The following is a 26,768-nucleotide window of genomic DNA, read 5'->3' on the forward strand; positions in this document are numbered from 1 at the left end:
ATGAAAGGATCGCTGGAGGCTACACAACATAATGACGTGTTTGTGGTAAGCCTGCAGGTGCCCCGCTGATCCATCCCCGAAATAGGGAAAAGAAATTGTATCAAAAAAGCACCTTTGCCATTACCATGATACGACTTGGAATTATTGAAGATGACGCAGAAATAAGGCAAACCCTGACCGATTACTTTAATCAACAGCCAGGTTTTTCCTGCGCCCTGCAGGCCGGTTCGGTAGAAGCATTCCTGCAACAGTGGCCCAATGATGTTTACCTGGATATGGTATTATCCGATATAGGATTGCCAGGGCAATCGGGTATCAAGGGCGTTCCTTTGATCAAAAGAAGGCCCCCGATGCCAGGTGATGATGCTCACCGTATACGATGATGCCGAAAAGATTTTCCAGGCCCTTTGTGCCGGCGCCACCGGTTACCTGATCAAACAAACACCCCTGGCCAAAATAAAAGAAGCCGTAACAGCCCTCTATGAAGGCGGTGCCCCCATGTCGCCTGGCATTGCCCGTAAAGTAGTAGCTTACTTTAATCCTGAATCAGCAGCAGACCTGGATCAAAAAATAACGCCCCGTGAAATGCAGATCCTGCAGGCGGTGGAAGAAGGGCTTACCAATAAGGAAGTAGCCATCCGCCTGGGTATTACCCTCGAAACCGTTAAATCACATATCAAGCATATATACCAAAAGCTGGAGGTTACCAGCCGGCATGCCCTGATATTGGGCAAATACAAGAAAGAAAAATAATTGCCGTAGAGAAGCCGGCGGACAACTACAACAATCCGTTTCAGATCAATTTACCCTTATTAAACTCCCAGTTCATACGGGCTATATGCAGCACCGATATTTGCTGAGGGCACTCTACTTCACAGGCCTCCGTATTGGAGCAATGTCCAAAATCTTCCGCGTTCATTTGTGCTATCATTGTTGTGGCCCGTTTCTTCGCCTCTATCTTACCTTGTGGCAGCAATGCCAGGTGCGATATTTTGGCGGCTGTAAACAAAGCCGCACTGGAATTCTTACAGGTAGCTACACATGCGCCACAACCAATGCAGGCAGCAGCATCAAAAGCTCCTTCGGCAGTACCGTGGCCCACCAGGATACTATTGGATTCCGGCGCCTGCCCCGTATTGGCCGATATATAACCACCCGCCTGTATGATCCTGTCAAATGCTGAGCGGTCAATCTTAAGATCCCGGATCACAGGAAACGCCTGTGCACGGAATGGCTCCACCACCACCGTATCGCCATCACGAAAACTGCGCATGTGCAACTGGCAGGTAGTAACATGATCCAGCGGGCCATGTGCCCGCCCATTGATCATCACACCACATTGCCCGCAAATACCTTCCCGGCAATCATGGTCAAATTCAATAACCCTTTCTCCCAATCCGATCAGCTTTTCATTGAGCATATCCAGCATTTCCAGAAACGACATGCCGGCAGCAACATCCTCCAGCTCATAACTTACCAAACTGCCCGGCCTTTGCCGCCCCTCCTGCCGCCAAACTTTCAAGTGAATTTTCATACACTGTAAATTTTATATTGTTCCCACCCGATGCCATGTTGCCTTCCTAAATGAACCTGTTGAAGCCGTCTGAAGAGTGTGTCACTCTCCGAGAGCGGCTCATCCTGGTCTTATGGAGCCAGTCTCACAAGACTCCAAAAAGTTTTTCTTTCTGTCTTTCTGACTTCTCGTCTTTCAAACTCCCTATCCTATTTATAACTCCTCACCGACAACTCCACATTTTCAAACAACAGGGGTTCCTTATGCAATACAGGTTCACCACCGCTGCCCTTCCATTCCCAGGCCGATACATAACAAAAATCCTGGTCATTGCGCACCGCTTCTCCATCAGCCGTCTGGTGCTCTTCCCTGAAATGCGCCCCACAACTTTCCTCCCTCGATAAGGCATCATAACACATCAGTTCGCCCAATTCCAGGTAATCCGCCACCCGGCCAGCTTTTTCTAATTCAGTATTGACATGTTGATCACCCGTTATTCTAAGTTCCCGGTAAAACTGTTCCCGCAGTTGCCTGATCCCTGCAATCGCCTCTTCCAGCCCTTGTTTATTCCTTGCTAATCCACATTTGTCATATAGCAGCTTGCCCAGTGCTTTGTGAAAATGATCGGCTGATAATGTGCCCTTGATACGTAAAAAATGATCCAGTTGCTCTTTGATCCCTTCTTCCGATGCTAAAAAGGCAGGATGATCTGTAGATACCTGGGGGCCTTCAATTCTCCGGCCAGGTAATCAGGGATCGTATAAGGCGCTACAAAATACCCATCCACACATGCCTGTAACAGTGAGTTGGCTCCAAGCCGGTTGGCGCCATGATCAGCAAAATTCGCTTCCCCCAACACAAATAAGCCCGGTACCGTACTCATCAACGAATAATCAACCCAAAGTCCCCCCATCGTAAAATGGGCAGCAGGTGATATCAACATCGGTTGCCCGTAAGCATTAATACCTGTGATCTTTTCATACATGCGGAAAAGATTACCATACTTCTCCTCTATTTTTGACTTTCCCTGTTCCTGGATCGCTTTGGAGAAGTCGAGACAGACCGCATTTTCATAGGTCCCATGCCATGTCCCGCATCAATCCTTTCTTTAGCCGCCCGCGAAGCAATATCCCTGGGCGCCAGGTTACCAAATGATGGATAACGACGCTCCAAATAGTAATCCCTTTCGTTTTCTGGAATATCATTCGGCGCACGTTCATCGCCCACCTTTGAAGAAACCCAGATGCGCCCGTCGTTGCGCAATGATTCCGACATCAGCGTAAGCTTTGATTGATGGTCCCCGATTGCGGCAACGAAGTGGGATGTACCTGCACCCAACTCACCCCGGCTATATACGCTCCTTCTTATGCGCCCGCCAAATGGCCGAAGCATTGCAACCCATAGCCAAAGTAGATAAATAGAATATTTTACCATAGCCACCGGTGGCCAGTACCACTGCATCCCCTGCATACCTTTCCAAATCACCTGTTTCCAGGTCCCGCACAATAATCCCCTTTGCCTTACCATCAATCACCACCAGGTCCAGCATTTCATGACGTGTATGTAACGAAACTTTTCCTGCCTGCGCTTGCCGCATCAACGCCTGGTAAGCTCCTAACAATAACTGCTGACCCGTTTGCCCCCGCGCATAAAAAGTACGTGATACCTGCACCCCGCCAAATGACCGGTTATTGAGGTAGCCCCCATATTCCCGGGCAAAGGCACTCCTTGCGCTACCGCCTGGTCGATCAGGTCAGCCGAACATTCGGCCAGCCGGTATACATTGGCTTCCCGCGACCGGAAATCCCCACCTTTGATCGTATCATAAAACATCCGGTAAACATTGTCACCATCATTCTTATAATTCTTACAGGCATTCACCCCGCCCTGTGCCGCTACCGAGTGCGCCCTGCGCGGTGTGTCCTGAAAGCAGAAGCATTGTACATGATAACCCTGCTCGGCCAATGAACTGGCACACGACGCCCCGGCCAATCCAGTACCCACCACCAAGACCGTCATCTTCTTCCGGTTGGCAGGGTTTACCAACCTGGCCTTCGATTTGAAGCGGCTCCATTTTTCGGCAAGCGGCCCCTCAGGTATATGGGCGTCCATAATTAAGCATTTATTAAATGAATGTAAATGGGTATCACCATGAACCCCACCGTCATGATGCCCGTATAAACCCATCCTACCACACGAACCAGCCGCACATAACCAGGATGATACAAGCCAAGCGTGCGGGCAGCACTAAAAAAACCGTGCAGCAAATGAAAACCTACTGCCACTATACCTACCACGTAAAGCAACACATACCACCATTCCTGATAAGCAGCCACCACAATTGAATACAGGTCTTTATGCCCCTTTTCATCAAGCGGCAGCGTAGTAAACTTGTATTTGTACCAAAAATCCTTTAAGTGAATGATGAGGAATAACAAAATGATCGTACCGAGCAATCCCATATTCCGGCTATACCATTTACTCGATACACCACGCCGGTCATACACATATTTACGACCGTTGGCTTTCCGGCTGTGCATCGTAAGCGCCAGCGCGAAAAACAAATGCCCCAGTATACTTACCAGCAATACCACTTCGATGAGCTTGATCAGTATATTTTCCGACAAGAAATGCGAATACCAGTTAAAAGCCACGCTGGCCTTTTCCACGGGCAATAGTAATTGCAGGTTACCTAGCAAATGGATGATGAGGAATACGCAAAGAAAGAACCCCGTTAGCGCCATCCATATTTTTTGAACTTGCATTGATCGCATAAACTCCCTTGTTTAATGGTGTGCCTATACCCAACAACTTCGCAGCATGAGATCAGTTATCGGTATTTAAATTTACCGATAAAAAGCATGCCTACTGCTTTGTTTAAACATTTCGACCACCACAAGGTGCCATTTATCAACAGATATCTTGCAGCATAGCTGTAGCATTATCCCGCCGTATTTTCCATCAGTTCCCTTTTACTTCCTCAGCCGGTGGACTATTATCCCCATTACAGGCCATAAGTAACAGGATTAAAGCAGTTAAAAGGATCATTTGAAATAATCTCTTTCGGGTCAAAGCATATTGGAGCAATAGGGTCATTCATCAATAATTGTCCCGGTAAAATAACAATTAATTCCCTGATTTCATAACCTTGCTCAACCTGGTCAATGCTCCGTCATTTCTTTTTCCAATTTTTACGGAAAGCCGGGGGTTGATTCCCCTGTGCTTTTTGAAGGTTTTGGTGAAATGGCTTTCATCGGTAAACCCAAATTCAGCAGCAATTTCATTCAACCGCAGATCACTTTGGCGCAGGCGGATCTCGATCAGTGACAATTTATAGTTGATGATATACTGTTGCATCCCATCCTGAGTATGCTTTTTTAAATATTCACTGATGTAATTAAGAGAGATATTGAAATGCGCGGCAATACTTTCCGCTTTGAGCTTTTCCGGTTCGTATATATGCTGGTGGATGTAGAGCAAGATATCCCGCCTTGCCTGTGGCTGACCTTCTGCCTGCTGCTGGTTGTGCATGGCCACATTACCCGCCACTACTGTTATGAGCGTGTTGATCAGTTGTTGTATCAGCTCCTTTTGCAACACCTGCTGCGCTCGCATCCCTTGCAGGATGGCCTCGCATATCGCCCTCACCAACGGCTGATCGCTGGCGTGAAGAAGAACCTGGCCACGCAAATGATGGCCATTTTGAAAAATATACTCCAGCTTTATTATCCAATCACCCAGGTCGCTGTACTCCTTGCCCGATGCCAGCTGCGCCTGCAGTTATATATTATTAAACCGAATGAACAGGAAGCCTGAAGTAGTATGTGGCCCCGGCAATTATCCGGCCATTGCCCACACCTATCTTTCCGGTGGCGGTGGCTTAAGCTCCACCACAGCCGATTATGCTAAATTTTTGCAGATGATATTACTCAAGGGAAAGTATAAAGAAAAACAAATCATCAGTCCCACTACAGTAGCCATGATGCTGACCAATCAATTAGGCAATACCGTGGGAACCACTCCCTGGCCACCCATGCCAGCGGATTTTCAATTCGGCCTGGGTTTTGCCCTCGAAACCGAACGCAACGATTACCTGCAGCCCTTACACCAAGGTAGCTTTAGCTGGGAAGGAGCTGTTGCTACTTACTATTGGGTTGATCCCCAGGAAGACCTGATCGCCCTGTTCTATACACAAGAATTTGCTACCCCCATTGGAGCTATTACCAACAAATATTCAGGTACTCAAATCCTTCGCCTGAATAATTATACTTTTCCCCGGGCGTAAACAACAGCGTTAGTTTACCATCCCGCCAATTGGGAAAACCCGTTCGATGCGTTAATACATGCCTTACTGTCATCAGTTTATAACGCTCATCGTCTTCTATATCCTTATAGGGGAGATAGAGATACAACGGTTTGTCGAGGTCGATAAGACCCCGCTCTGCCAGCCTTAGAACAGCAAAGGCAAATACCGGTTTGGTTACCGATGCTGCTTCAAAAAGCGTGAGACTGTCCACTGCCTCACCCGTAAAGGCGTTTTTAACACCGTATACCTTATGGTACACCACACGTCCATCTTTAATCAGCGCAAGGGAAGCACCGGGAATCTTGTAGTATTGCTGGTAAGTTTTTATAAATTGATCGATCCGGCCACTGTCTGCCAGGGTAAATTGATGTAATACCCCTTTACCAGGAATAAGAAATACCAATTGACTTCCCAAGGGCAAACTGATCATCCGGGCTAATGCGCCATTCATAATATCGTGTATTTCCCTTCCGCACCATCGCTACCTCCATAATATTCCAGTTGGCATTTTTGGCAAAGGGATCATAATACGAGTTATTAGTATTACCTAGCTTTTTACTATACATAAAAGAAGCTACCCCGAACGGCCAGGTAAGTGCCGGGCATCAATGCTCAATTCCAGGCCATCCTGCGTATTCCAACGTGCATTTTGAGAAGTGTCTTCCAGGAATTCATCATCCGTTACCGTAAAAGCAAGATACAGGCTACGGTTCACTGCCCGGTAGCCCACCTGGAAGAAGCCGCTGAAGTCACCTGCATTCACAGGGCTTTTCTCCGACAGCCTTTGCATGGCGTATTTGACGGCCGTAGAAGGCCAATCCGAAAGATCCCCATCCACCTTAATGGTCCGAAGTAGATACGCATAAGCCACTTTACCATTGTGGGCTAACAATAGCTGGCTAAACAGCAGGCAGCCCGCAAAAAGACCTACTAACTTAAAGAATGGTTTTGGCGCACTCCACGTCATATAAAAAGATTTATAATTTTCAGAAAGGAATAAGCTTGTAGAAAGGTACAATCAGTTGTATAAATGTTGCTTACTATCACTTCTCCTACCCTTCTTTTAAACTACTTCGCAACCTGCCGGCCTACGTCTCCCTGTTTGAATTTCATAACCATTTGTTTGAATTAGACAACTTTAATATCTACCTTCCAGCCTACCTTTGACACTAATTCATACACAAAAATTTGAAACTATGATAGCCGCTAAAGGATACGCAGCCCAAAGTCCTACAACAGACCTGGCTCCCTGGAATTTTGAGCGCCGCGAAGTAGGCCCCCATGATGTGCAATTTGAGATACTATTTTGTGGCGTATGCCATTCCGATCTTCACCAGATCAAAAACGACTGGTTTCCCGGCATTTTCCCCATGGTTCCGGGACATGAGATCGTAGGCCGCGTAGTAAAAGTGGGTGATCAGGTAAAGAAATTCAAAATTGGCGATCTGGCAGGTACCGGCTGTATGGTAGATTCCTGCCAGGTTTGCGAAAACTGTAAGCAGGACCTGGAACAATACTGCCTTGAAGGAAATTCCCAAACCTATAACGGTTTGGAGCGGGATGGTAAAACACCTACCTATGGCGGTTATTCCAATACCATTGTTGTACGCGAGGAATTTGTATTGCAGATCTCTGATAAGTTAAACCTGGCAGCCGTGGCCCCCTTGCTGTGCGCTGGCATTACTACCTATTCACCACTCCGCCATTGGAAAGTAGGCAAGGGTCACAAACTGGCTGTATTGGGCCTGGGTGGCCTTGGTCACATGGGTGTAAAGTTTGGTGTTGCATTCGGCGCAGAAGTGACCGTATTAAGCACTTCTCCTAAAAAAGAACAGGATGCAAAGAAACTCGGCGCCCACCATTTTGTGGTCACTACCGATCCTGCCCAGGTAAAAGCAGCCCGGGGTAGCTTCGATTTTATTCTCGATACCGTTTCAGCCGAGCACGATATCAACCTGTACCTGTCCATGCTTAAAACCAATGGCACCCATATTTGTGTAGGTATACCTTCCAAACCAGCCGAAATTGCTGCATTAAGCTTGCTCGATGGAAGAAAAAGCCTGGCTGGTTCCGGTATCGGGGGCATCAAAGAAACCCAGGAAATGCTCGATTACTGCGCAGCCAATAATATTGTTTCCGATATTGAAATGATCGATATGAAAGATATTCAGAACGCCTACGACCGGATGCTGAAAGGCGATGTCCGTTACAGGTTTGTGATCGATATGGCTACCTTATAAAGAATTCATGACACGGCATAACAACAAATCCCCGGGCTTGAGAGTTCTCGCTTTTACCAAGCCACCGTTGAACGGAAAAATTAACCGCTTTCGTTTTCCTGCTGCTGGCAAAGTGAATTACCGGATTTATGCGATCAAGAAGTGTGTTGACAAAAACGAACAAGGCAGCATTGCTGCCGCCTTGTTCAATTTGGTAATGCTATAAACAGCTACCAGATCTTTATTCTTTCGTTTTCTGCTTTGTAGTTTTTATTCCCGGGCTGTACATTAAATGCTTTATAAAAAGGCGTAGCGCTCATCAGAGGGCCATTTACCCGCCACATAGCTGGTGAATGCGGATCAGTATTTACATAGTTGCGTAAAAATGCATCCCTGGTTTTCACCCGCCATATCCTGCCAATGGATAGATAGAACCGTTGATCGGGTGTAAAACCATCGATCTTAACGGAATCCTTTCCTTGGGGGTCATCTTAAAAGCATCATAAGCTATGGCAATCCCCCATTATCGGCTGTATTTTCGCCCACCGTCAGCGCCCCATTGATATGAACAGTATCTAAAACAGTAAAGGAACTGTAGAGATCAATAACCCCTTTTGTTTTTGCCTTGAATCGCTCGTAATCTTCTTTCGTCCACCAATTCTTTACATTACCCTCCTTATCAAACTGGGCACCCTGGTCATCAAAAGCATGCGTGAGCTCATGCCCGATCACCATACCGATCCCTCCATAATTAAGGGCGTCATCTGCCGCAAAATCAAAATAGGGAAATTGTAAAATACCGGCCGGGAAGACAATTTCATTAAAAGAAGGGTTGTAGTAGGCCGTAACTGTAGGCGGTGTAGTGGCCCATTCGCTTCTGTCAACCGGCTTGTTCAACTTTGCCAATTGAAATTGATACTCGTTTTGATTGAGCGAAAGTAGATTTTCAAAGTATTTACCCCTGTTGATCTGTACTTTATCGTAACTACGCCATTTATCCGGGTACCCTATCTTTTTGGTGATCGCATACAATTTTTCTTTCGCCTTTTGTTTAGTACTATCACTCATCCAATCCAGTTGGTTGATCCTGTTTTCAAATGCTTTTTGCAAATTATTGACCAGGTCGAGCACCCGTTTTTTGGCATCTTCATTGAAATACCGCTTCACATAGATCTGCGCCAACGCCTGCCCCAGCAGGCCATCCACTTTCTCGGTCAGTATCTGGCTGCGCTTTTTCTGTGTGGCCTGACCAGACAATACTTTAGTAAATCCAAATGATGCATCTATGAATGGCTTGCTCAGGTCATCGGCATAACTTTTCAGGGTCGTTGCTTTTAAATACACCTTCCAATCCTCTATAGAAACGGATTTCAATAGTGCATTTAGCTTGACATAATACGGGAGCTGACTCATATCAAGGGAATCAGTCTTTGCATCCAACTGTGTAAGCAATGCTTCCCATCCGATATTAGGTTGCGACTTGTTGATTGAGGCTACCGGGACTTTATTGTAATTGGCATTGATATCCCTGAGTTCCACATTCGTTTTATGCGAGGTGGCTATTTGCTTTTCCATATCATACACAATACCTGCCTGTTTCGAGGCACTGGTCAAATCGCTGCCCGCCAGTTGAAACAGGGTGGCAATGTATTTTTATAGACTTCCTGTATGTTGAGGGTAGAGGAATCAGTCTTAAAATAGTAATCGCGGTCAGGCAAGCCGATGCCGGTCTGAACAACATGCGCTATATTGATGCCACTGTTTTTTGGTCAGAATAAATGTAAAAATTGATGATGGACGAATTGCCTGTTTTCAGTTCGGCTGCTACAAAATCCATCAATGAGGGAACATCCCTGATAGCATCAATACGTGCAAGAATGGGCTGAATGGGTTCATATCCGCGTTGGTTGATGGTAGCCGTATCCATGCCCGAAGCGTAGAAATCCCCTACCTGCTGTTCAATGCTCCCAGCCGTGGACTGCGATTTAGAAACACTATCCAGGATATGCTGCAGCAGTTGTTTTTGTGGAATATTCAGGAAGGAATAAGACCCCACCCCTCTTTGGTCATCCGCAATCTTCACCGTGTCGAACCATTTCCCATTCACATAGCGAAAGAAATTGTCGCCAGGTTTAATCGAAGTGTCGATTCCACTTACATCAACAAAAGTATTACCGGTGGTAGGATTGGAATTGTTGCAAGCACCCAAAACCCCTGCAGCCAAACATGAATAGACCAATTTCCTCATGTGTTATGTTTATTCAATATTAATAATTTTTATTCATAACAGTATCGCCATACATGTAATTACATGGACTTAGGCTCAACCCCTATTAAATAGGTTAAGCAAGAATTGAAAACCCAACGCTAATCCTCCAAACCCTTCTGTACTTCCGGAATTCAGGGATATACCCAGTGAAAGATCGGTTCACGTGCTGAGTTGCAGCACACTTGACGAACACTGGGTCAATTTTTAATAGCTTGAATTATCGAGTAGCTGCCTCCAATTAAAAGTTCTGAACAATGCCTACCGAAAGCCCGATATAGGAGAAGTTAGCCGGTTCGTATAACCTTGTGGAGGGGCGATCGGGATTACCTGCAGCAGTGGAAATGGACCGCGCATAGGTCCACGATCTTTCACTCGTGGTCATCGCGGGCAATTGATCACGCCCGTTGAGCCTGTATTTTGTGTAGCGGCCCGAAGACACCGGAAGGGATATCATCTGGCCATTGAGTTCGGTAATGATGGCAAGGGCCTCTTTTATTCTGAACGAGAGGCCAAAGGCAGCGGCAAAGCCAACCTTGCCTTTTATTTTATGACGTTCTTTCAGCTCCAATACCTGATCCTGGCTGCCTGCATTCAGGATCAGGTTGGTTTCCAGGTGCCTTCGGCTCCATACTGAAATGGCCAGGCCAAGTTTGGAGTATATCGAGAGGATGTCGCCGCTGTTTCTCAATACAAGAAGCGGCTTTACCAGTGTTGCATTTACTAGAACTGCCTTCCACATTAAAAGCATCCGCCGTGTAGGTTTCCTTCAGTTTATTCCCGTCGAAATATTCTCCTGCCAGTTCAAAGCCTATATTAGAGTTAATCATCTTGCCTACCCCCGCCTGTATGGCCCAGCCACGGCCATACGAGCCGTAAACGCCTTTGGTGTAAGTAAAGCAATGTTGCCGTGTTCTCACTCAACTTGGCAGGATTGCCTGCAAATGCGTATACAGGTCGTATAAAGTAATAGGCTGACGTAGTTGGCTGTTGAGCCAGGCAGCTAGCCGTTAGCAACAGGCAGCCAAAAATAACAGTATGCAGTTCAGTTTTTCCTCATATCATTTCTTTAATCCTGGAAGTATTTAAAAATAAATTGCTGTCCATTGGTATAGAAAAATTTCCGCATGGCTGCCTCTGCTGTAGGACTATATATCAACCTGTGCTGATTGTGAACTTCCACAAAGGCTTTGGTGAATGCCACCATTTATTTGTGGAAAAGAGGAATGTCATTGGCTGTAGGACACAATGCGATGGGATGTATAAAGCCATCAAAATCTGTTCCCTGGCGAACTTGTGGGGTAGTTGGTGTAGTTGCCGGATGTTGTTGAGCACTTCCACCTGGCAGGCGCTGTCGCAATCTTTCCGGCGCACGCTTTTTTCGTCGCCCGCGCCTGCAGGGCCGAGTAAGGCATGTCCTCCTTCGATCGTCATGACAAGGCCAATGCCGCCTTCCTGTATGATACGGCGGAGATCGGCATTGTTTTTTGCCAGGAGTATTTTGGTATTGTTCATCACCGAATCCTGGTGCGTCACAAACTGGTATGCTCCCATAAATTCTTTGAAGGGGGTTGTGTGCTTCGGCAATCGCTTCCTGCCGTTTCAATGAAATATGCGTAACGAGGTTTTTGTTGAGCCAGCGGTCCGTCCCCGTTACCACAAATACTTTTTCGGGCGGTGTAATTGACAGGCAAAGTACAGAACCGGCAAGACCGGCGAGGTTACTGTAGTTGGCCTGATCGTAATTGACCATATTGGATTCATCGCCTTTGTGTCGCGCTTTGGGCTTTTTATCGTAGGATAGCCAACCCATACGACCATTTTTGTTACGCAGGAAAACGGGATCATTCACATGTAACAGAATACTGTCGGGAGCCTCCACATAGTGGTAATATTTTTTCAGGGAAGTATGGATGTGCAAGTCGGAGAAGGCGGTAAAGCCCGTATCGGCAGGAACTGACTGGGCTGCACAGTTATTGAATACCTGGAGGCTAATGCCTGTCAACAATAACCAAGTGAGCAGGAAAGGGTAAAAGTCAATCATATTACGATTGGGCTGGCCCTTACCGCGTTTCTTTGGTAAGATCAGGCGCAGGCTTTCGGTTTATTATTCGACCGGTACTCCAAGCTACTCATAAAACCGTTCGACAATGATACATGAACCTTTTGTATTTGTTCCTTCAAACAAAATAACCGGATTCTATTCCAGCCTTCCTGTTGCAGAGCAATTGAAGGCCAATAATAAAGATATAGGGATCCTAGGGTAATACGGTTTGCCCCATTTGAATGTTTTCAGTCACCTATGTTATGAACTGCTTTACTTTTATGTCAAATCGTGTCATTACCTGAATACCTAAGAATTTATCTATTTTTGAATAGTCCCATCCAAGAAATAATAAGGCCTATACCCAAAACAATTAGTCCTCCAACTTGCGGCATTAATGTAGCAAATAAATTTGTCGGTTGAACATGAGTAGCGTCAATAATCAGCATTGTTACTCCATAACCAAAAGCAGGAATTAAGTTCGACCACCACGCCCACTTTTCGCCTTTTCTTAAAGCGAAATTTGTAATCATTATTTGCACGAATGAAAATGCAATATTAGCCAATGCCCCGGCTAAAAGATGTCTGCCTGTTGCCGTATCCAAATCTGCATCTTTAGCAATTATAAAAGATATCGATGATAGGCCTGTGTAACCCACTGTTAGTATAGTTGATCCGATTTTTAATTTTTCCTTACTATTCATTGCTTATATTATGTTTAATACTCCATATCCCTTTTTAAAAATATCATGTGAGAAAAAAGGAACAGGTCATTCATATGAACTATTTCCCCATACATGCTCAATATAATGAATGAAATCGACAACAATTGATCATATTCGCCCGCAATCGAACAAAATCGATAAAAGCCGGGTGGACAGGACAAATGTCGAACTGGTTTTTAAATAACAAATCTGAAATTCAAAACCTTAGACATGCAATTCCTGTACTATAAGTTGTCAGTTCCTATTCTTCGGACGAGGTATAATTGTTTAGCTATTATCGATGTCCGGGTTCAATTTTATCCTACAAACAAGGCATCCATGGTAATAGAGTTTTGCACCAGTCGTTTCGCGTAATCATTGTCTTTGACGCCAAAAGTTGTCACAAGGGTGAGGTAAATGGACTTTTTGCTTTTGTATGGTTTTGAAAAGCAGTTTTTTTATTGTCCAAATCGTCCGCATAGCTTTTATCAATAGTGAATTCGGACGCAGAATATTTCATCTCACAGAGGTTGATGACATGATCATTCCGGTCGATCAGAAGATCGATCTGGGCGCCTTTGCCGGTAGCCGGAAAATGACGCCAGGCCGTTACTTCAGTATAGGTGCTGGCGATGCCCAATGCTTTTTTGATGGGCTGAATATGTTTCAGGCAAACACGCCCAAAAGCCACGCCACTCCAACTTTTCCAAGACTGCCCTGTAGTAAAACTTTGCCAGACCCCATCCCCGTATGCTCTGTTATGTTCCATAAACTTAAAGTAGAAATGCGTGAATTCATCTGCCAATTTATAAATGATATCTTTGGACTTATTGCCATAGGATGGCCAGGGTGTAATAAACCCAGACTCTATCAATTCGGCAAGGAGTATATTTAATCTACCACCGGAACTGAAACCTGCCTCTCGAATGATCTCTTTTCGAGTCAATCCTGAATGATTGGCAGCCAGGGCACGAACAACGGCCAGGTGTCGGGTAGCATCATCGAATAAAGAATGATAAAGATTGGTGAATTCGCCAGCCAGCAAACCATCCTTCTCAAAACAGGTCCGGTCGATCGTCTGCGTGGCGCTTTCTCCTTTTTAACTTCATGGAGGTAATGGGGTATACCACCCATAGCCATGTACAACTGCAGGATCTGGTACCGGTCCATGTTGATATACCGTACATGCAGAAAGGTTTCGGTTTCGGCAAGCGTAAAAGGTAAAAGCCTGATGCGCCGCGTGATCCGGTTATGCAGCCCTCCTTTGTTATTGACAATATGCTGGATCATCCAAGACGCTGCCGAACCACAGATAACGACGACGAGATTCGCTTGCTGATTCCCCCAACTGTTCCACCAGTGATCGAAGGCAGGCAGAAAACCAGACCTGTGGGTACAAAGCCAGGGAAACTCGTCCAGGAATACAACACATCTGCCTGCCTGAGGTTTGGGAGCCAGGTAATGGTTGAGCAGGTCAAAAGCATCTGACCAGTTATCCGGCGTCTTGTACCATTTGGGATTGCCCGCCGCCTTCCCGAGTGCTTTGGCGAAATTCGACAACTGTGCCCCTAACTTGGCATCTCGGCTCCCCATGAACTCAAAGACAATCGATTGGGCAAGGTATTGACGAATCAAAAATGTTTTACCTACACGGCGGCGTCCAAATAATGCGATCAACTCAGGTGCTCCTGACTGCATCGCTTCATCCAGCAATTGTTTCTCTACTGTTCTACCAATTAATTGTTGCATGGAATTTATATTCCCGGCCAAAATCAAATAAAAGGCATTTTTGGCCGCTGATAAAGGCAGGTAATCGCGGCCAATATAAACAAAATTAAATCATTTTTGGCCGCTATTAAAACAAGCAATAACGGCAAAAATTTAAAGTTTGGGGGCAGGTAACTAGTCAGCGAAAACATAACCCACACTAAGCTTCTGAAGCCATCGGGCCAGCGCTTTAAGATAATCGGCCGGCACTTGCTGATATAACCGGATCTTGCCTACTTCAGCAAACAGTATTGCCTGGGTTTCTGTAGATACAGGTACCGGCAAGGCAATAAAACCGGTTGGTTGTTGGGTTGATGAACTATTGCGCTTGCGGGCACTGTAACAGGTCCCTTCGCTGACCTGGTGTTGCTTACAAAAGATTTTACCGTAATACCCTGGCTGTTATTAAACGCTCTTAACAGATTAAGCATTTGCTGCTTACTGCGTCGTTTCCCTTTGCCTTCATTCTTTGGCTCCATAAATGTATGTTTTTAAGAAAACGACAAATCTAAGCGTTCAAGTAAATGGTTCAGCCATGGGGTTCCTTAGGGGTTTACAAATCCAACGATCTGAAGGGTTCATTTTTTTGGTAGTAGTGTATCCGCCCTGTAATACGTGTCAATCCGCCGGGGTATTGCCTGCGGATTGGCAAGGTATTGCCTAAGCATTGCCTCTATATTGCCTGGGTATTGCCTAAACACCCTATTTTACTAAGGCTATTGGCAGGCAATACGTGGACCATGCTAAGGCAAGTCCGGGCCCATAACACCAGGCTTTTGCGCCCTCTTAGCTATACTGATGTTGCCTCCCGTGTACGTTCATAGGCCCGATCGTTCATGATCTTGTCGGAGCTTACTCCGGTTGATGTTGCCATTTCGATTTGTTTTGATGGTGATAAAAATGCTTGGCTGGTCCAACTGAGAAAATCTTTATAAAAAGACCTGAAGCCGGGCTTACCGGAAAACCCGTAATGGTCCGGGCGTTCCCGATAAAGGGTGTCCATGGCCTGCACATCGCCTGCACATGGCCTGAACGCTCTCTGTAAAGGCAGCAGATTTACTAAAGAGTGCAGGCAATGTGTAGGCAGCAACCAGGCCAGCAGGCCGCCGATGCCTGCCAGCATCGGCATCATCGCGCTAAAGTTGGTTACAAGTAAGTTGATAGTTGTTGTCATATACATCAATTTTGATATCACAAAGCTGCTACATCTGCCAGGACCGATTTACCCATATCGTACCCAGTGGGTGGAAATTTATTTTTGCAACAGGTTATAAAAAAACGCCCTAACTAGCGTGTCCTTTGCCCCGCCAATAACAGCGGTTCAGCAGAGAAAAGATCAATATTCCCTATTCCGCCAGGCTGGTCAAAATACTGGTGCAACTGCGCATGGTGGAACAATATGGGATAAACATCCACCACTGTCCTTGCTGCAATAGCCCAACCCTTCGGTTGGTATGGATATACAGTCCCCGGAAGCAGGTGGATGATAGCTAAAAAAACTGGTGGATTGACGGGTTTGACAAACATAAGTACAGATAACGTTGGTAGACGTACGTAAGGTATTGCTATGCCCGGACAGGAAAAACAGGGGCCAAAATGTCAAATAAAGGATGAAAATCCTTATTTTATAACCCTAATCTTCACCTGGCCGGCTGAAAACCGCCCACAGAAGAGGTTAGAAAAACAAAACAATATTATAAAACCGTAAATAGAAGCACTAGAGCCGATACTTTCTGCCTACTAGCAAACTTACGGCGAAGTCGGCCAACTCAAAAGTATACCGCAAAGCCCCGCAGTCTGCATCCATAGCGGGACTTTGTCAGGGAGCCTTGGGGATACTTTTCTATGTGTTGTACGTCATTTTACAGACACATCATAATTTTCAAATGGGATTTTACATTTTACTATTTCTCTTACTTATATTAGTCACAGTAGGACTTATATTTTGGTTGATAAAGATTTTTAAGTTTTATAGACAAAAGAGAAACAAAAGTAGCAGTATTAAACTCTGTACTCTTTGGACTGCTAACTTTGGTAATTTGCTGGGTATTAAGAATAATTCCATTGTCAGCAGATTGGGACTTCAGAAATAAAACAAAAGATTTAACGGGAAAACAATTTTGGTCGTGGAATGATTATAGATATGACGAAATTGGGATAAGAGGAGAAGGCCTTACATTTGAAATCTATAACCTAAATGACGAAGCAGCAAAATATTTCATTAATCCAGACAAAGATTTTTTTGAAAAGTTTCCAAGTGAAATATTTGAGACAACAAAATGGAAAGAAACACCAATATTAGACACAGTACTTTTAGACTTCGTTACACCGATATATGGAAATTAGTCGCAAAGTTTACAGAAGGAAATTAAAGAAAAGCAAATCATAGTAAGACAAGTTGCAAAAGACAAAGGTTCATATTATGCAGTTAGACAGTCCCACGGAACTGACCTGTATTTAATTTCACTGGAGCTAAAAATTATAATTTACATAAACCATAATATGTAAAAAACGAATGCACAACATTGGGTTTTATGCAAGTTGGGCTTGACATCGTAACATCAGCAAATTGAAAATTCCAGCTTCAGTTCCGGCTTGACGTTAAATAATGAACTTTAGTACTTAACTTCTACCAAATAAAATAATTATCAGCAGCCCAGGCAAACACAACAATAATCCCAACCTGCAGAAAGCCCTGCTCGTTAGCGGTAATTGCAAACCGACACTCTGCACAAGTTGAAAGTAACGACATTGAGCATAATTTTACCCATTCTCTTCGGACAACTTTGTTACGGACAGGAAACCAAAAGACAAATCATAAATAAAATGAATAAAGAATTAATATCTGAATCTTCAATCGACATAAACGCTGCACCAACAAGAATATGGGAAGCTTTGATTAGACCTGAAATAGCTAAAAATATTTCTTCGGAGCTGAAATCGTGACAAATTGGAAAGAGGGAAGTCCAATCCTATTCAAAGGAGAATACAACGGAAAAAAATATGAGGAAAAAGGGATACTTTTTAATGTTGAACCAAATACTCAACTTCAATATTCTCATTGGAGCCATTTCGATGGACTTCCTGATACGCCAGAAAATTATCGAACTTGGACTTTTGATATAACTGAAAAGAACGGAGCCACTTTCTTAATCATTAGCGAGGACAATATCCCGACTGAAAAACAAAAAAATCGCTCAGATGAATTTTGGAGGAAGTTCTCTTAAAGATTAAACAACTTGTTGAAAAATAAAAATGTGTGGTAACATTGTAACAAACGGCACATTCACAAACAAAAGACAGATAAATGAACAGTTTTAAACTAAGCAACAAAACAACGAACCGCTAACAGCGGTTTTGCGTTATGGGGACTGACATGCTTTAAAGAAGCATTTGTGCAAGGTTCAGCATTTGTGCTTCGTATGAACAGTAGTGCTAAAAATCCCCACAACGCAAAGCCGCAGACCGTAAGCAGCAATTAAAACCTCTTGCTCCGACTGACCTTGATAATTTTGACCCGCTATCTCCAGCTAAATGCCATTCACCTTCCGCGTGTAGTAGGTAAGCAACAATGCAAAGTTTTTGGCAATTAGAAGTGCAGAACTTTTGGCAACAATCAGTACATAGAAAATGGCAACAAGAGTGCAGAGCGGTGTCAAAAATAAGAGCATTGATTTAGTCTTCAAAAATTGTTTTCCTGTTTTCCAGCCGGTAGCTTTTACCAGACAGGTTAATCACTTCACATTGGAACAGTAAGCGGTCCAGTCATGCCGTTGCCAGTACTTCATCTCCGAGCATTTGCGCCCACTCAGCCCGTTTTTATTGGTGGTGATGATAAAGGATGTTCTTTCATAAATCTGGTTGATAAAGTTAAACAGGCTCACCGCTTCCTTTTTTCGACATTATTGATAAAGAAGCAAAAAAAGGGCCATATTAAAATCGAGATTGGTTAACAACAAACAGGTATCGCAGTACAGTATGCAAGGCAGGAGGATCAGCACTTATCCAAGTATTGCTATCGCTGCCCAAAAACGGGTATCAGCCACAGCCATATCAGTAACCGGGTAAGGGGTATTGAATTTTCTGATGAGCTGCTGTTCGGGTCAGCGATTGCCTGAAATCTCTCCGGCATAATTTTCGAGTTGACAGGTGATGTTCAGTTCTTCTTGTTTAAAACGGATGTGGAAACCCTATAACCATTGCTCCTATTCTTTGGCGTTAACAAATTGCTCAAACCACACCCTAAATGAAGAACTGTCATTATATGTCTTTCCAGCGGAAGCATAATCACATAATGCGATATGTTTTGTGGTATCAAGGTTGGCTTTCGTAGTCTCCATGGCAAACTCTGCAAAATATTCAATCCAAATATGAGGAACCTTAGATTTTACTTTACGAAGTTCAATATATCCTTCTGAATCTGTCACCGGTCTTATGATACTACTTAGGTCCGACTCATGCAATCGTTTATCCGTTGCTAAAACAACGGGCCCGCTCATTATCGCCATGTATTCAGGCAATTGTCCAGTTCTATAAATTCGTCCCCGCATATCGAACATTAATTTAATTCTATCAGTCGCTTTCCAGTTTCTTTTTAATGATATAAATCTTCCCGGGCCAATGTTTTGGATAGTATCGTTGTTGACAACTACAAGGCTTCTTAAGCTCCATTCGGGCACACGCAGGGAAATTTCAAAAGTCTCAGGTTTTGAAACTCCCGGCTGAATCAAGACGTCTCCCACAGCAGGGTATTCGGTACGAATCAAAACATTCAAATCTTGTCCACCAGGGCTTTTTAATTGAAATGCTCCATCGATATACAGATTTACATTTAGACCAGCCTGCTTACTCATTACCGCAATGAAAGGTATTGAAAACAAGCCGCGTGGCCCGCTAGCGATACAACAATTAATTCCCATACCGCATTGATCTTCGCCTTCGAGCCTGTGGCCCTCAAGCGGTGTATACTTTGACCATTTTGAACCATCTTCAGTCATTGATCCCAATAATGCATTGTAAAAACTAATCTCTATTGCATCTGCATATTTCGCTTCGCCAGTAAGCCGCAGCAATTGGATACTCAATTTAATCCAAGTCGCAGTAACACAGGTTTCCTGGTAATGCTTTGCCGGAAAGGCCTGCAAGTTTTTACCGCCAAACCAGCATTCGATGCTGGACCCTGATCCGGCAATATTAATCTCGGAGTTCATTATACTTTGCCATGTATTTTCAACAGCCCTTTTATACTTTTCGTTCCCGGTGACACGATACAGTTCCAATAGCCCTTCGTAACACGACATCATTTCATAGGCCTTCTGTCCTTGTTCCCATCCAAACCAGCTTTCCGGTTTTGGAAATCTTTGCGCGACAGGAATTGATGACTTTGAAATAAGTTGCGGACCTTCTTCGGTTTCCCATTGTTTTACCATCTCTCCGGCGAATTCCAGGTACTTTATATTTTTAGTAATGTTATATAACAAAATGGTCGGCTCCAGAACAGAAGAGGCCGCCATACCGCGATGATTCCCTTTTTTGACGATTAAGGCATGCTTTCTTTGCAATTCATTAATGAGGTAATCTGCGAGCTTTGATGCGGCCAGCAAACTCATTTTGTCTGCGGTAAGTTCAAAATATGATAGTAATCCAAGCATAGAATACTTCATTCCCCAAATGTCCCATTGTTCCAACCTTTTCTCTTCGCTGTAATTTCCTATATATCCATCAGCCGTTTGGTTCACAAGTAATGATTGGACAGAATGGTCAAGCAGCGATTTTAATTGTTCAACAGGCATATACTTATAAGCAAGGACTGCAGATGTAAACCATTTGCCCCAGAACTCCGATTGCCAGCACCATGTTTCTTTCTTTGTTTTGAAAACATCGCTCAATCTTTTGGCATCTTGCGCAAGGATTCTGTTTTGATAAGCCAGGTCTAATTTTCTTCCGATATAGCCATTCAACTGAACTTTATTAACGTTCCACAGTACATCTTCAACGGTCTTGCTTTGTGCCGCCAATCGCGATTGCAATAAAAAGGCAAAAATCAAAGTTGTGGTGCTGAAAAGCCGAAGGTTGTTATTCATTGGAAAAATTTTATGTAGGAACTACTTTTCGATATACTCCTGATCTGTGAAAGCATACTAGTGTTATGTTAAGTGCGAAGTGGCGCTTTCCGTTTAAAGTTTAATAGTTTAAGGTTTTCCAAACTGGAGAGCAAATACTGATTTGAAAAACCTTAAACCACCCGTCAAAGTAAAGTTAACTTGGCACTAGTTCTTGTTCAGTCTGAACCAGACCGATTCTACGGGAAAAACTGTGAATAATAAAGTTTTTGATATTGAAAGTGTTGAAGCATGTTCAAAATTTCAGTACGCGATGCTTCAACAATGGATTGATCAACGGCCATGGTTACAATCCATGACATCCATATTGGTTCTCTCATATGACTTAACTCCTGAACTCTCCTGGGAGATAGCTTCACCAGCTCATCATGTTGAACCCTTGCCACGTCGAGTGCGTCCTGTTCGCTAAATTGCGGCCTCCACCATTGATTTAATATACGCCAATCACTGAGAAAGATCTTAGTATCATTATTGTCGAATTGCTTCCAGAGCGAAATTGACTCAGCAGCACTTTTGGCGCTTGCATTGAGTCCTTCTTCGTATACTTTTCTGATCGCGGAATCCTTTTCCATCTCATACAATGCCAGCAGATCAACAACCCCTGAAACGCCAGTCCAGCGATTAACTTTATTTTTTCGAAATGCATTCCTGCTCCGCATATATCCAGGCGGCTTTTATTTTCAGATCCGCTACGTTCCCGAGCAGCGTTTAAATAAATCGTATTCCATTTTTCATCTTTGGTAAGGGAGTAAAGCGCCTTTGATATAAATAATATTCTTGGTGCGCCTTCCCAATCAAAACTTGCAAAAGAGTTCCTGAATTTTGCAGGAGAATATGAAGTTGCAGGGATTTTCCAGTTGGTGGTTAAATAGACATTCGCCACTTCCACCATCTTACTAATGATCTTTCTTCTTTCCTTTTGATCCGGGATACCTGTTTCCAGATAACGCCATAAACCATAAAACCATGGAGAAGACTGGTCATTTGATCCCATGGCTGGTGGCGTTCTTCCATCCGTTGCAACACTGCGGCCGATAAACCCCGGTGTATCTCCAATAGATGCAAGGAACAACAAGCCCTTCGCCAATGTTTTCGCTTTCTCTTTGTCATTATCGTTACGTGTTGAAAGCCATCTCCTGCACATTCCGTCCATATACAGGCCGTTAAACATAGAGCCGTTCTCTGTAGGCGTCCACCACGCCAATGCATTTGGCTTATTAGTTTTGTATTCCTCTGCGGTTGGCCGGGGATAATTGCCGGAAAAATCTGCATAATCTATCAATATCGAGTATTGATCAATAAAACGAAGCCAGATTTGACGATGCGCCTCTTCCACACTGTTTTTTGCCTGACTGATATCGGAATGAGAAGCCTCTGCTATTGGATCCTGGCCTAAGAACGCCAACAGGAATAGACTGGCAACAAAAAGATTAATTGTCTTCATGATAAGTGTATAAAAATGAAAATATGATTAATTATCAGCTCATCGCTCTGTTGACAAGCTGACAATTAATTGTTGGCAGAAAAAGTTAATCCCAATCAGGATTCTGAACCAGTTGAGGATTGGCCCTTATCTCATCAAGTGGAATAGGGAAATACCTGTGTTTAGCCTGTGGAGATCTTACAGGATAAACCACATCCGTTGCAGAAGGAATTTTACTAAGAAATGTATTTGTTCTTGTAAGATCATACCACCTATCGCCTTCGGCAAAAACTCCCAACCTCTTTCCTGTAATACGGCATCGACAAACTGCTCCTTTGTGAGCGATGTTGCAAGATTGGGAATACCTGCCCTCCCCCGGACCATATTAATATTGTCATGCGCGATTTGTGTTGGTCCATTTAGTCGTGCTTCAGCTTCCGCCGCTATCAGGTACATATCGGATAGCCTTAAAATCGGAACGTTAATACGGCAGCGTCCCCTATTGATTTAGGGTCCATATACTTTTTAATTAGTACTGCATTCGGGGAAAACGGGATGATGTCCTTTTGATGCACAACATTCCCGGTCGTATTAATAAAAAAGTATCCAGCAAGAGCCTTCTTTTATCAACCGGATCAAAGGAATTAAAAAATTTCTGGTAAGCGAAGATGGAACCAAAAGTTGAGTTGCCATAAAATTTTCCCGCACTGTTAGCCGGCCCACATAGTCCCATCATATTGGTGAACCTCGACGTTATCCCATTGTCGCTTTCGAATGCAAAAATGATTTCCTGCCTGGCGAAATCTTCTTTTTCCACGTCGTAAACGTCAACTACATTACTCAACATCATATATTTCCCTGCATTGACGACCTGTAGCGCTTTTTCCTTAGCCAACGCCCAGTTTTCGGCATATAGCGCAGCCTTGGCATAAAGCGCTATTGCCGCTTCTTTGCGGGGCGTCCTTTAGTCGTTGAAGGCCCATAAGATGGGAGCTTCGCGACGGCTTCATCCAGGTCTTTAAAAATCTGTCTATAAACGTCTGCTTTAGGGCTCTTTGGCATATACGTATCGGATTCCTGCCTGCTTGGAGTGGTACGGATAATTATATCTCCAAAATTTCTTGCAAGTGTGAAATGGAAAAATGAACGGAGGAAGAGTGCTTCGCCTAAGATGACATCTCTTCTTTCCGTATTCATATTGATTAAGGGTACCTTCTCAATTACCCAGTTCGCGTGTTCAATCCCCTTATACGCGTATCGCCAAATCCCATAGGGCCCTTCTAATTCACGGCCAAAGCTTTTTGTGCCGAGTAATCGGGATCATAATTAAACAAGGGATAAACATTTCTTCCTACAACCGGTTTGGCCCAGGTCTGATCGTCCTGGAAATCACTGGAGCATAAGTTGGTGGATAATGCATACAGATCGCCAAATGACCCGTATGTTGCTGTTAATGCAGCTTCAGCATCTTGTGCACTCTTGTAAAAATTGTCTGTCATAACGGAGGAATAAACAGTCTCCTCTAATTTCTTTTCGCAAGACTGGGCGACCAACGTGACGATCAAAACAGGCAAGCAATAATTAGAAAAATATCTCTTCATAAAATAAAAGTTAATGGTTAGAAATGTACTTGTATTCCTAAAACAAATGATTTGGCCGCAGGGTAGGTCCCATTATCGTAAAACAAGGCGTTGGAACTTCCGTAGCTATTTGATTCCGGGTCCCATCCCTTATAATCAGTCAATGTGAAAATGTTGTTGGCAGCTACATATGCTCTTAATCCCTTGGTAAACTTAACGTGCTGGATGGAGTAGCCCAACGTAATATTTTTCACCCGTATATAGGAGTTGTCTTCTACCCATTTGTCACCTATCGGCAAATTGGTTCCCTGCGCTCCCTTTACATAGTCATTACTAGGATTAGTCGGCGACCACCTGTTCACCATTCCTTTAAGCAAGTTCACCTGTCCGGAAGGGGTTTCAAAAGTGAACCGGAAGGCATTGAAGAGCTTGCTGCCCTGGACGCCCTGAACGAATGCACTAAGATCAAAGTTTTGATATGCTAAGGATGTTGAGAACCCAAATAAATATTTTGGTTGTGCATTGCCTACCACTACCAGATCATCATTGCTTATTTTTCCATCTTTGTTGACGTCTTTTATTTTGAAGCCGCCTGTTCTTGCATCATATCCTGGCAAAAACGTATCACCTGTTTGATTAATGCCATCAATAATATAGACACGATATAATCCGAGGGGATTGCCTACTTTCAAAATAGAATAGGGGGATTGCTGGATCTCATCTCTAACACCGTCTAACTTTAATACCTTGTTTCTGTTGAACGTGAAGTTCGCGGATGCATCCCATTTTACAACTCCGGTCAGAATCTTTCCATTCAAAGCGAATTCCCAGCCTTTATTCTGAATGGACCCATAATTGCCGGTTATACTGGTATAGCCTGATGACAACGGGATGGTCTTGGAAAACAGGAGATCCTCTGTTTGCTTATGGTAGTAATCAACAACTCCACTTATCCGGTTATTGAATACCGTGAAGTCCAAACCTATATCGAACTGTGTGGCTTGTTCCCACCGAAGATCAGGGTTCGCGATTCCACTGGGATATGTACCAATAAAGGTCGCATTATTGAAATTATAATTATAAGCGCCGGAAGTTACTGTAGCAAGCGAACCATACGGGCCAATAGCACCAGCGTTGCCAGTGATGCCGTAACTAGCTCTTAATTTCAGATCATTGAATACCTCTGCAGTTTGCATAAAACCTTCATCGATTATTCTCCAGGCTGCAGAAACAGCGGGGAAAAAGCCGAATTTATTATTAGCTCCAAACTTGCTTGATCCATCTAATCGCGCGGTAAAATCCAAAAAATATCGATCTTTGTAACCATAACCAATCCTGGCCATATAAGATTCTAAATCACTTTTCGCACGACTACTGGACACGATATAAGATGATGCCGAACCGGTTGCCCAGTTTTGTGTATAATCATTTCCGAATCCGGAAGCTGTTTGATTGTTACTCTGAATTTTATCCGTTTGGGTAGCAAATACCGCAGTTGCATTAATCGCATGATGGCTAAAGGTCTTTCGATACGTAAGAATACTTTCATGCAAAAGCGATGTAAAGTAGCTGCTATTATTACTTGCTATTCCATTTATGGCGCTTGGGTTTGCCAGCGTAAGTGAATCAATGATGTACCTTGGAGAGTACAGTTCATTGAGGCCTGAAGCAATGTCGGCGTTAAAACTGGCTCTGTAAGTCAATCCTTTTCCAATCAGGATTTCCAGGTAGGCGTTAACAAGGAAACGATTTGTTGTAGTCAGATCTTTCTTTGCCAGTTCCGCCATAGGATTAACTGTTTCCCGATATCGACCATTGAATTGATCCGCGAAAGGATATGCTAATCCATTTGAACGGAAAGGCAACAACGTTGGTGGTGCGGCAACAGCTCTTCCTAAGATTCCTTCTCTTGCACTTGTTACATTTACACCGGTGCCCCCGCTCTTACTTTGTTTTCTTTAGTGTTGGTGTAATATAAACTTGTACCTGCTTTAAAACGACTACTGATCTTTTGGTCCAGGTTTAATCTCAGCGCATATCTTTTATAGTCGCTAGACCTGATCACGCCTTCCTGATTAAAGTAGTTAAGGCCAAGTGCAACCTGGGTTTTTCATTCCCGCTGGTTAAGCTTAGCTGGTGATTCTGTATATTGCCTTTGCGCAGTATCAAGTCCAGGTAATTGGTTCCTTCGCCCATGCTTTTTGGGTCGGCATATATAATATTCGGCGCATACGTGTCGTTCTCCAATTGGGCAAATTCTGATGCGCTGAGTATACCCATTTGTTTTGTTGTTTCCTGCTGACCAAAGTACCCATCATATGTTATATTGGTCACGCCATTTTTACCACGCTTTGTTGTGATCAGGACTACGCCGTTCGCTGCTCTTGCACCATAAATTGCGGTTGCTGCGGCATCCTTCAGTATTTCGACCGATTCGATGTCTGAGGGATTGATCTGCGAAAGGGGATTTGCGGTATTAATCGTGGAAGTGGCAGATATCTGGATACCGTCAATAACATATAATGGTTCCGATGTTCCATTAATCGAATTTGTACCTCTGATACGGATGCTAATATTGCCTCCAGGAATACCCGAATTCTGGCGCATTTCCAATCCGGCGACGCGGCCTTGAAGGCCCTGCGCCAGGTTGGCTACCGGTGTTGCTTTAAGGTCTTCCCCTTTTACCGAAGATATTGATCCTGTAACTGATCGTTTACTCCGGGTACCATATCCCACAACCACTATCTGGTTCAGGTCTTTAATGTCTTCTTCTAGCTCAATGTTCAGCTTTCGATTTGTGCCAACATTCACCTCCTGCGTCCTA

33 protein-coding genes and 1 pseudogene are annotated in these 26,768 nt (G+C 44.0%); 6 read left to right on the forward strand and 28 right to left on the reverse strand.

Features of this window, described 5'->3' with window-relative positions:
• Window positions 1-95: 95 nt before the first annotated feature.
• Complete coding sequence (locus RS881_RS37940) at window positions 96-383, forward strand: response regulator (protein WP_315815524.1); 288 nt, start codon at window positions 96-98, stop codon at window positions 381-383.
• Window positions 361-753, forward strand: a complete 393-nt coding sequence (locus tag RS881_RS37945; RefSeq protein WP_315824730.1) for a LuxR C-terminal-related transcriptional regulator — start codon at window positions 361-363, stop codon at window positions 751-753. The genes RS881_RS37940 and RS881_RS37945 overlap by 23 nt, the downstream gene beginning before the upstream one ends.
• Window positions 754-793: 40 nt before the next feature.
• Here the strand turns inward: RS881_RS37945 and RS881_RS37950 are convergent, their stop codons facing one another.
• The 8 genes from RS881_RS37950 to RS881_RS37985 all read right to left on the reverse strand — a co-directional run bounded on the left by RS881_RS37950 (window position 794) and on the right by RS881_RS37985 (window position 5,203).
• The gene (locus RS881_RS37950) at window positions 794-1,534 is read right to left on the reverse strand and encodes a succinate dehydrogenase/fumarate reductase iron-sulfur subunit (protein WP_315815525.1); all 741 of its coding nucleotides are present in this window, start codon (window positions 1,532-1,534) and stop codon (window positions 794-796) included.
• A 188-nt stretch (window positions 1,535-1,722) separates the two neighbouring features.
• Window positions 1,723-2,247, reverse strand: coding sequence for a hypothetical protein (locus RS881_RS37955; RefSeq protein ID WP_315824731.1), 525 nt, complete (start codon window positions 2,245-2,247; stop codon window positions 1,723-1,725).
• Window positions 2,205-2,498: an FAD-binding protein gene (locus RS881_RS37960; protein WP_315815526.1), complete on the reverse strand. Its 294-nt coding sequence runs from the start codon at window positions 2,496-2,498 to the stop codon at window positions 2,205-2,207. The genes RS881_RS37955 and RS881_RS37960 overlap by 43 nt, the downstream gene beginning before the upstream one ends.
• A gap of 26 nt (window positions 2,499-2,524) precedes the next feature.
• The gene (locus tag RS881_RS37965; RefSeq protein ID WP_315815527.1) at window positions 2,525-2,788 is read right to left on the reverse strand and encodes a hypothetical protein; all 264 of its coding nucleotides are present in this window, start codon (window positions 2,786-2,788) and stop codon (window positions 2,525-2,527) included.
• A 73-nt stretch (window positions 2,789-2,861) separates the two neighbouring features.
• Window positions 2,862-3,134: an FAD-binding protein gene (locus RS881_RS37970; protein WP_350339992.1), complete on the reverse strand. Its 273-nt coding sequence runs from the start codon at window positions 3,132-3,134 to the stop codon at window positions 2,862-2,864.
• The gene (locus tag RS881_RS37975) at window positions 3,128-3,625 is read right to left on the reverse strand and encodes an FAD-binding protein (RefSeq protein WP_315815529.1); all 498 of its coding nucleotides are present in this window, start codon (window positions 3,623-3,625) and stop codon (window positions 3,128-3,130) included. The genes RS881_RS37970 and RS881_RS37975 overlap by 7 nt, the downstream gene beginning before the upstream one ends.
• A gap of 2 nt (window positions 3,626-3,627) precedes the next feature.
• Window positions 3,628-4,257 (reverse strand): succinate dehydrogenase cytochrome b subunit, encoded by a 630-nt coding sequence (locus RS881_RS37980; protein WP_315815530.1) that lies wholly within the window; start codon window positions 4,255-4,257, stop codon window positions 3,628-3,630.
• 382 nt (window positions 4,258-4,639) lie between these two features.
• Entirely contained in the window at window positions 4,640-5,203 is a 564-nt protein-coding gene (locus RS881_RS37985; protein ID WP_315815531.1) for a helix-turn-helix domain-containing protein, read from the reverse strand.
• Between the two features lie 109 nt (window positions 5,204-5,312).
• Between RS881_RS37985 and RS881_RS37990 the strand changes: the two genes are divergently transcribed.
• Entirely contained in the window at window positions 5,313-5,798 is a 486-nt protein-coding gene (locus tag RS881_RS37990) for a serine hydrolase (RefSeq protein ID WP_315815532.1), read from the forward strand.
• Here the strand turns inward: RS881_RS37990 and RS881_RS37995 are convergent.
• Both RS881_RS37995 and RS881_RS38000 read right to left on the reverse strand, forming a co-directional pair.
• Complete coding sequence (locus RS881_RS37995; protein WP_315815533.1) at window positions 5,734-6,270, reverse strand: serine hydrolase domain-containing protein; 537 nt, start codon at window positions 6,268-6,270, stop codon at window positions 5,734-5,736. The two genes, RS881_RS37990 and RS881_RS37995, sit on opposite strands and share 65 nt — an antisense overlap.
• Before the next feature lie 123 nt (window positions 6,271-6,393).
• Window positions 6,394-6,786 (reverse strand): DOMON domain-containing protein, encoded by a 393-nt coding sequence (locus tag RS881_RS38000; RefSeq protein WP_315815534.1) that lies wholly within the window; start codon window positions 6,784-6,786, stop codon window positions 6,394-6,396.
• Window positions 6,787-7,015: 229 nt separating this feature from the next.
• Here RS881_RS38000 and RS881_RS38005 point away from each other — a divergent pair, with 229 nt between their 5' ends.
• Window positions 7,016-8,059: an NAD(P)-dependent alcohol dehydrogenase gene (locus RS881_RS38005; protein ID WP_315815535.1), complete on the forward strand. Its 1,044-nt coding sequence runs from the start codon at window positions 7,016-7,018 to the stop codon at window positions 8,057-8,059.
• Window positions 8,060-8,268: 209 nt separating this feature from the next.
• Here the strand turns inward: RS881_RS38005 and RS881_RS38010 are convergent, their stop codons facing one another.
• The 9 genes from RS881_RS38010 to RS881_RS38050 all read right to left on the reverse strand — a co-directional run bounded on the left by RS881_RS38010 (window position 8,269) and on the right by RS881_RS38050 (window position 15,993).
• A complete protein-coding gene (locus RS881_RS38010; RefSeq protein WP_315824732.1) occupies window positions 8,269-8,499 on the reverse strand; it encodes a M13-type metalloendopeptidase in 231 nt (76 codons plus the stop codon).
• Between the two features lie 46 nt (window positions 8,500-8,545).
• Window positions 8,546-9,652: a M13-type metalloendopeptidase gene (locus tag RS881_RS38015; RefSeq protein WP_315815536.1), complete on the reverse strand. Its 1,107-nt coding sequence runs from the start codon at window positions 9,650-9,652 to the stop codon at window positions 8,546-8,548.
• 130 nt (window positions 9,653-9,782) lie between these two features.
• Window positions 9,783-10,262 carry a M13 family metallopeptidase gene (locus RS881_RS38020; protein WP_315815537.1) on the reverse strand — a complete coding sequence of 160 codons (480 nt, stop codon included), beginning with the start codon at window positions 10,260-10,262 and terminating at the stop codon, window positions 9,783-9,785.
• A 283-nt stretch (window positions 10,263-10,545) separates the two neighbouring features.
• The gene (locus RS881_RS38025; RefSeq protein ID WP_315815538.1) at window positions 10,546-10,995 is read right to left on the reverse strand and encodes a hypothetical protein; all 450 of its coding nucleotides are present in this window, start codon (window positions 10,993-10,995) and stop codon (window positions 10,546-10,548) included.
• Window positions 10,996-11,511: 516 nt separating this feature from the next.
• Complete coding sequence (locus tag RS881_RS38030; protein ID WP_315815539.1) at window positions 11,512-12,348, reverse strand: hypothetical protein; 837 nt, start codon at window positions 12,346-12,348, stop codon at window positions 11,512-11,514.
• A gap of 317 nt (window positions 12,349-12,665) precedes the next feature.
• A complete protein-coding gene (locus RS881_RS38035; protein WP_315815540.1) occupies window positions 12,666-13,052 on the reverse strand; it encodes a hypothetical protein in 387 nt (128 codons plus the stop codon).
• A 400-nt stretch (window positions 13,053-13,452) separates the two neighbouring features.
• Window positions 13,453-13,926 carry a hypothetical protein gene (locus RS881_RS38040; protein WP_315815541.1) on the reverse strand — a complete coding sequence of 158 codons (474 nt, stop codon included), beginning with the start codon at window positions 13,924-13,926 and terminating at the stop codon, window positions 13,453-13,455.
• A 68-nt stretch (window positions 13,927-13,994) separates the two neighbouring features.
• A complete protein-coding gene (locus tag RS881_RS38045) occupies window positions 13,995-14,822 on the reverse strand; it encodes an AAA family ATPase (RefSeq protein ID WP_315815542.1) in 828 nt (275 codons plus the stop codon).
• Between the two features lie 787 nt (window positions 14,823-15,609).
• Window positions 15,610-15,993, reverse strand: a complete 384-nt coding sequence (locus RS881_RS38050; RefSeq protein WP_315815543.1) for a hypothetical protein — start codon at window positions 15,991-15,993, stop codon at window positions 15,610-15,612.
• An 890-nt stretch (window positions 15,994-16,883) separates the two neighbouring features.
• Between RS881_RS38050 and RS881_RS38055 the strand changes: the two genes are divergently transcribed.
• Complete coding sequence (locus RS881_RS38055) at window positions 16,884-17,165, forward strand: hypothetical protein (protein WP_315815544.1); 282 nt, start codon at window positions 16,884-16,886, stop codon at window positions 17,163-17,165.
• Between the two features lie 596 nt (window positions 17,166-17,761).
• On the forward strand, window positions 17,762-18,046 hold the full coding sequence (locus tag RS881_RS38060) for an SRPBCC domain-containing protein (RefSeq protein ID WP_315815545.1): 285 nt from the start codon (window positions 17,762-17,764) through the stop codon (window positions 18,044-18,046).
• A gap of 507 nt (window positions 18,047-18,553) precedes the next feature.
• Here RS881_RS38060 and RS881_RS38065 read toward each other — a convergent pair.
• The 9 genes and pseudogenes from RS881_RS38065 to RS881_RS38100 form a co-directional block, all read right to left on the reverse strand.
• The gene (locus RS881_RS38065) at window positions 18,554-18,703 is read right to left on the reverse strand and encodes a hypothetical protein (RefSeq protein WP_315815546.1); all 150 of its coding nucleotides are present in this window, start codon (window positions 18,701-18,703) and stop codon (window positions 18,554-18,556) included.
• A gap of 321 nt (window positions 18,704-19,024) precedes the next feature.
• Window positions 19,025-20,902: a beta-L-arabinofuranosidase domain-containing protein gene (locus RS881_RS38070; protein ID WP_315815547.1), complete on the reverse strand. Its 1,878-nt coding sequence runs from the start codon at window positions 20,900-20,902 to the stop codon at window positions 19,025-19,027.
• A 469-nt stretch (window positions 20,903-21,371) separates the two neighbouring features.
• Entirely contained in the window at window positions 21,372-22,385 is a 1,014-nt protein-coding gene (locus tag RS881_RS38075; RefSeq protein ID WP_315815548.1) for a hypothetical protein, read from the reverse strand.
• A gap of 85 nt (window positions 22,386-22,470) precedes the next feature.
• A pseudogene (locus tag RS881_RS38080) lies at window positions 22,471-22,820 on the reverse strand (RagB/SusD family nutrient uptake outer membrane protein).
• A 73-nt stretch (window positions 22,821-22,893) separates the two neighbouring features.
• Window positions 22,894-23,259, reverse strand: coding sequence for a hypothetical protein (locus tag RS881_RS38085; RefSeq protein WP_315815550.1), 366 nt, complete (start codon window positions 23,257-23,259; stop codon window positions 22,894-22,896).
• 41 nt (window positions 23,260-23,300) lie between these two features.
• Window positions 23,301-23,630: a RagB/SusD family nutrient uptake outer membrane protein gene (locus RS881_RS60475; protein ID WP_350340291.1), complete on the reverse strand. Its 330-nt coding sequence runs from the start codon at window positions 23,628-23,630 to the stop codon at window positions 23,301-23,303.
• A 14-nt stretch (window positions 23,631-23,644) separates the two neighbouring features.
• Window positions 23,645-23,863: a hypothetical protein gene (locus RS881_RS38090; protein WP_315815551.1), complete on the reverse strand. Its 219-nt coding sequence runs from the start codon at window positions 23,861-23,863 to the stop codon at window positions 23,645-23,647.
• Window positions 23,864-23,982: 119 nt separating this feature from the next.
• On the reverse strand, window positions 23,983-25,812 hold the full coding sequence (locus RS881_RS38095) for a SusC/RagA family TonB-linked outer membrane protein (protein WP_315815552.1): 1,830 nt from the start codon (window positions 25,810-25,812) through the stop codon (window positions 23,983-23,985).
• 193 nt (window positions 25,813-26,005) lie between these two features.
• The gene (locus RS881_RS38100; protein ID WP_315815553.1) at window positions 26,006-26,755 is read right to left on the reverse strand and encodes a TonB-dependent receptor plug domain-containing protein; all 750 of its coding nucleotides are present in this window, start codon (window positions 26,753-26,755) and stop codon (window positions 26,006-26,008) included.
• Window positions 26,756-26,768: the final 13 nt, after the last annotated feature.

It is taken from the genome of Paraflavitalea speifideaquila (assembly GCF_032395985.1).
Classification (GTDB): domain Bacteria; phylum Bacteroidota; class Bacteroidia; order Chitinophagales; family Chitinophagaceae; genus Paraflavitalea; species Paraflavitalea speifideaquila.

Excerpts from the sequence above, each read along its gene's own strand:
- RS881_RS38050 (WP_315815543.1), bottom strand. The coding sequence starts at position 15,993 with ATGACAACAACTATCAACTTACTTGTAACCAACTTTAGCGCGATGATG.
- RS881_RS37995 (WP_315815533.1), bottom strand. The coding sequence starts at position 6,270 with ATGAATGGCGCATTAGCCCGGATGATCAGTTTGCCCTTGGGAAGTCAA.
- RS881_RS38090 (WP_315815551.1), bottom strand. The coding sequence starts at position 23,863 with ATGACAGACAATTTTTACAAGAGTGCACAAGATGCTGAAGCTGCATTA.
- RS881_RS37965 (WP_315815527.1), bottom strand. The coding sequence starts at position 2,788 with ATGTCGGAATCATTGCGCAACGACGGGCGCATCTGGGTTTCTTCAAAG.
- RS881_RS38000 (WP_315815534.1), bottom strand. The coding sequence starts at position 6,786 with ATGACGTGGAGTGCGCCAAAACCATTCTTTAAGTTAGTAGGTCTTTTT.
- RS881_RS38005 (WP_315815535.1), top strand. The coding sequence starts at position 7,016 with ATGATAGCCGCTAAAGGATACGCAGCCCAAAGTCCTACAACAGACCTG.
- RS881_RS38030 (WP_315815539.1), bottom strand. The coding sequence starts at position 12,348 with ATGATTGACTTTTACCCTTTCCTGCTCACTTGGTTATTGTTGACAGGC.
- RS881_RS38070 (WP_315815547.1), bottom strand. The coding sequence starts at position 20,902 with ATGAATAACAACCTTCGGCTTTTCAGCACCACAACTTTGATTTTTGCC.
- RS881_RS38075 (WP_315815548.1), bottom strand. The coding sequence starts at position 22,385 with ATGAAGACAATTAATCTTTTTGTTGCCAGTCTATTCCTGTTGGCGTTC.
- RS881_RS37960 (WP_315815526.1), bottom strand. The coding sequence starts at position 2,498 with ATGTATGAAAAGATCACAGGTATTAATGCTTACGGGCAACCGATGTTG.
- RS881_RS37950 (WP_315815525.1), bottom strand. The coding sequence starts at position 1,534 with ATGAAAATTCACTTGAAAGTTTGGCGGCAGGAGGGGCGGCAAAGGCCG.
- RS881_RS37975 (WP_315815529.1), bottom strand. The coding sequence starts at position 3,625 with ATGGACGCCCATATACCTGAGGGGCCGCTTGCCGAAAAATGGAGCCGC.
- RS881_RS37945 (WP_315824730.1), top strand. The coding sequence starts at position 361 with ATGATGCTCACCGTATACGATGATGCCGAAAAGATTTTCCAGGCCCTT.
- RS881_RS37990 (WP_315815532.1), top strand. The coding sequence starts at position 5,313 with ATGAACAGGAAGCCTGAAGTAGTATGTGGCCCCGGCAATTATCCGGCC.
- RS881_RS38035 (WP_315815540.1), bottom strand. The coding sequence starts at position 13,052 with ATGAATAGTAAGGAAAAATTAAAAATCGGATCAACTATACTAACAGTG.
- RS881_RS37980 (WP_315815530.1), bottom strand. The coding sequence starts at position 4,257 with ATGGCGCTAACGGGGTTCTTTCTTTGCGTATTCCTCATCATCCATTTG.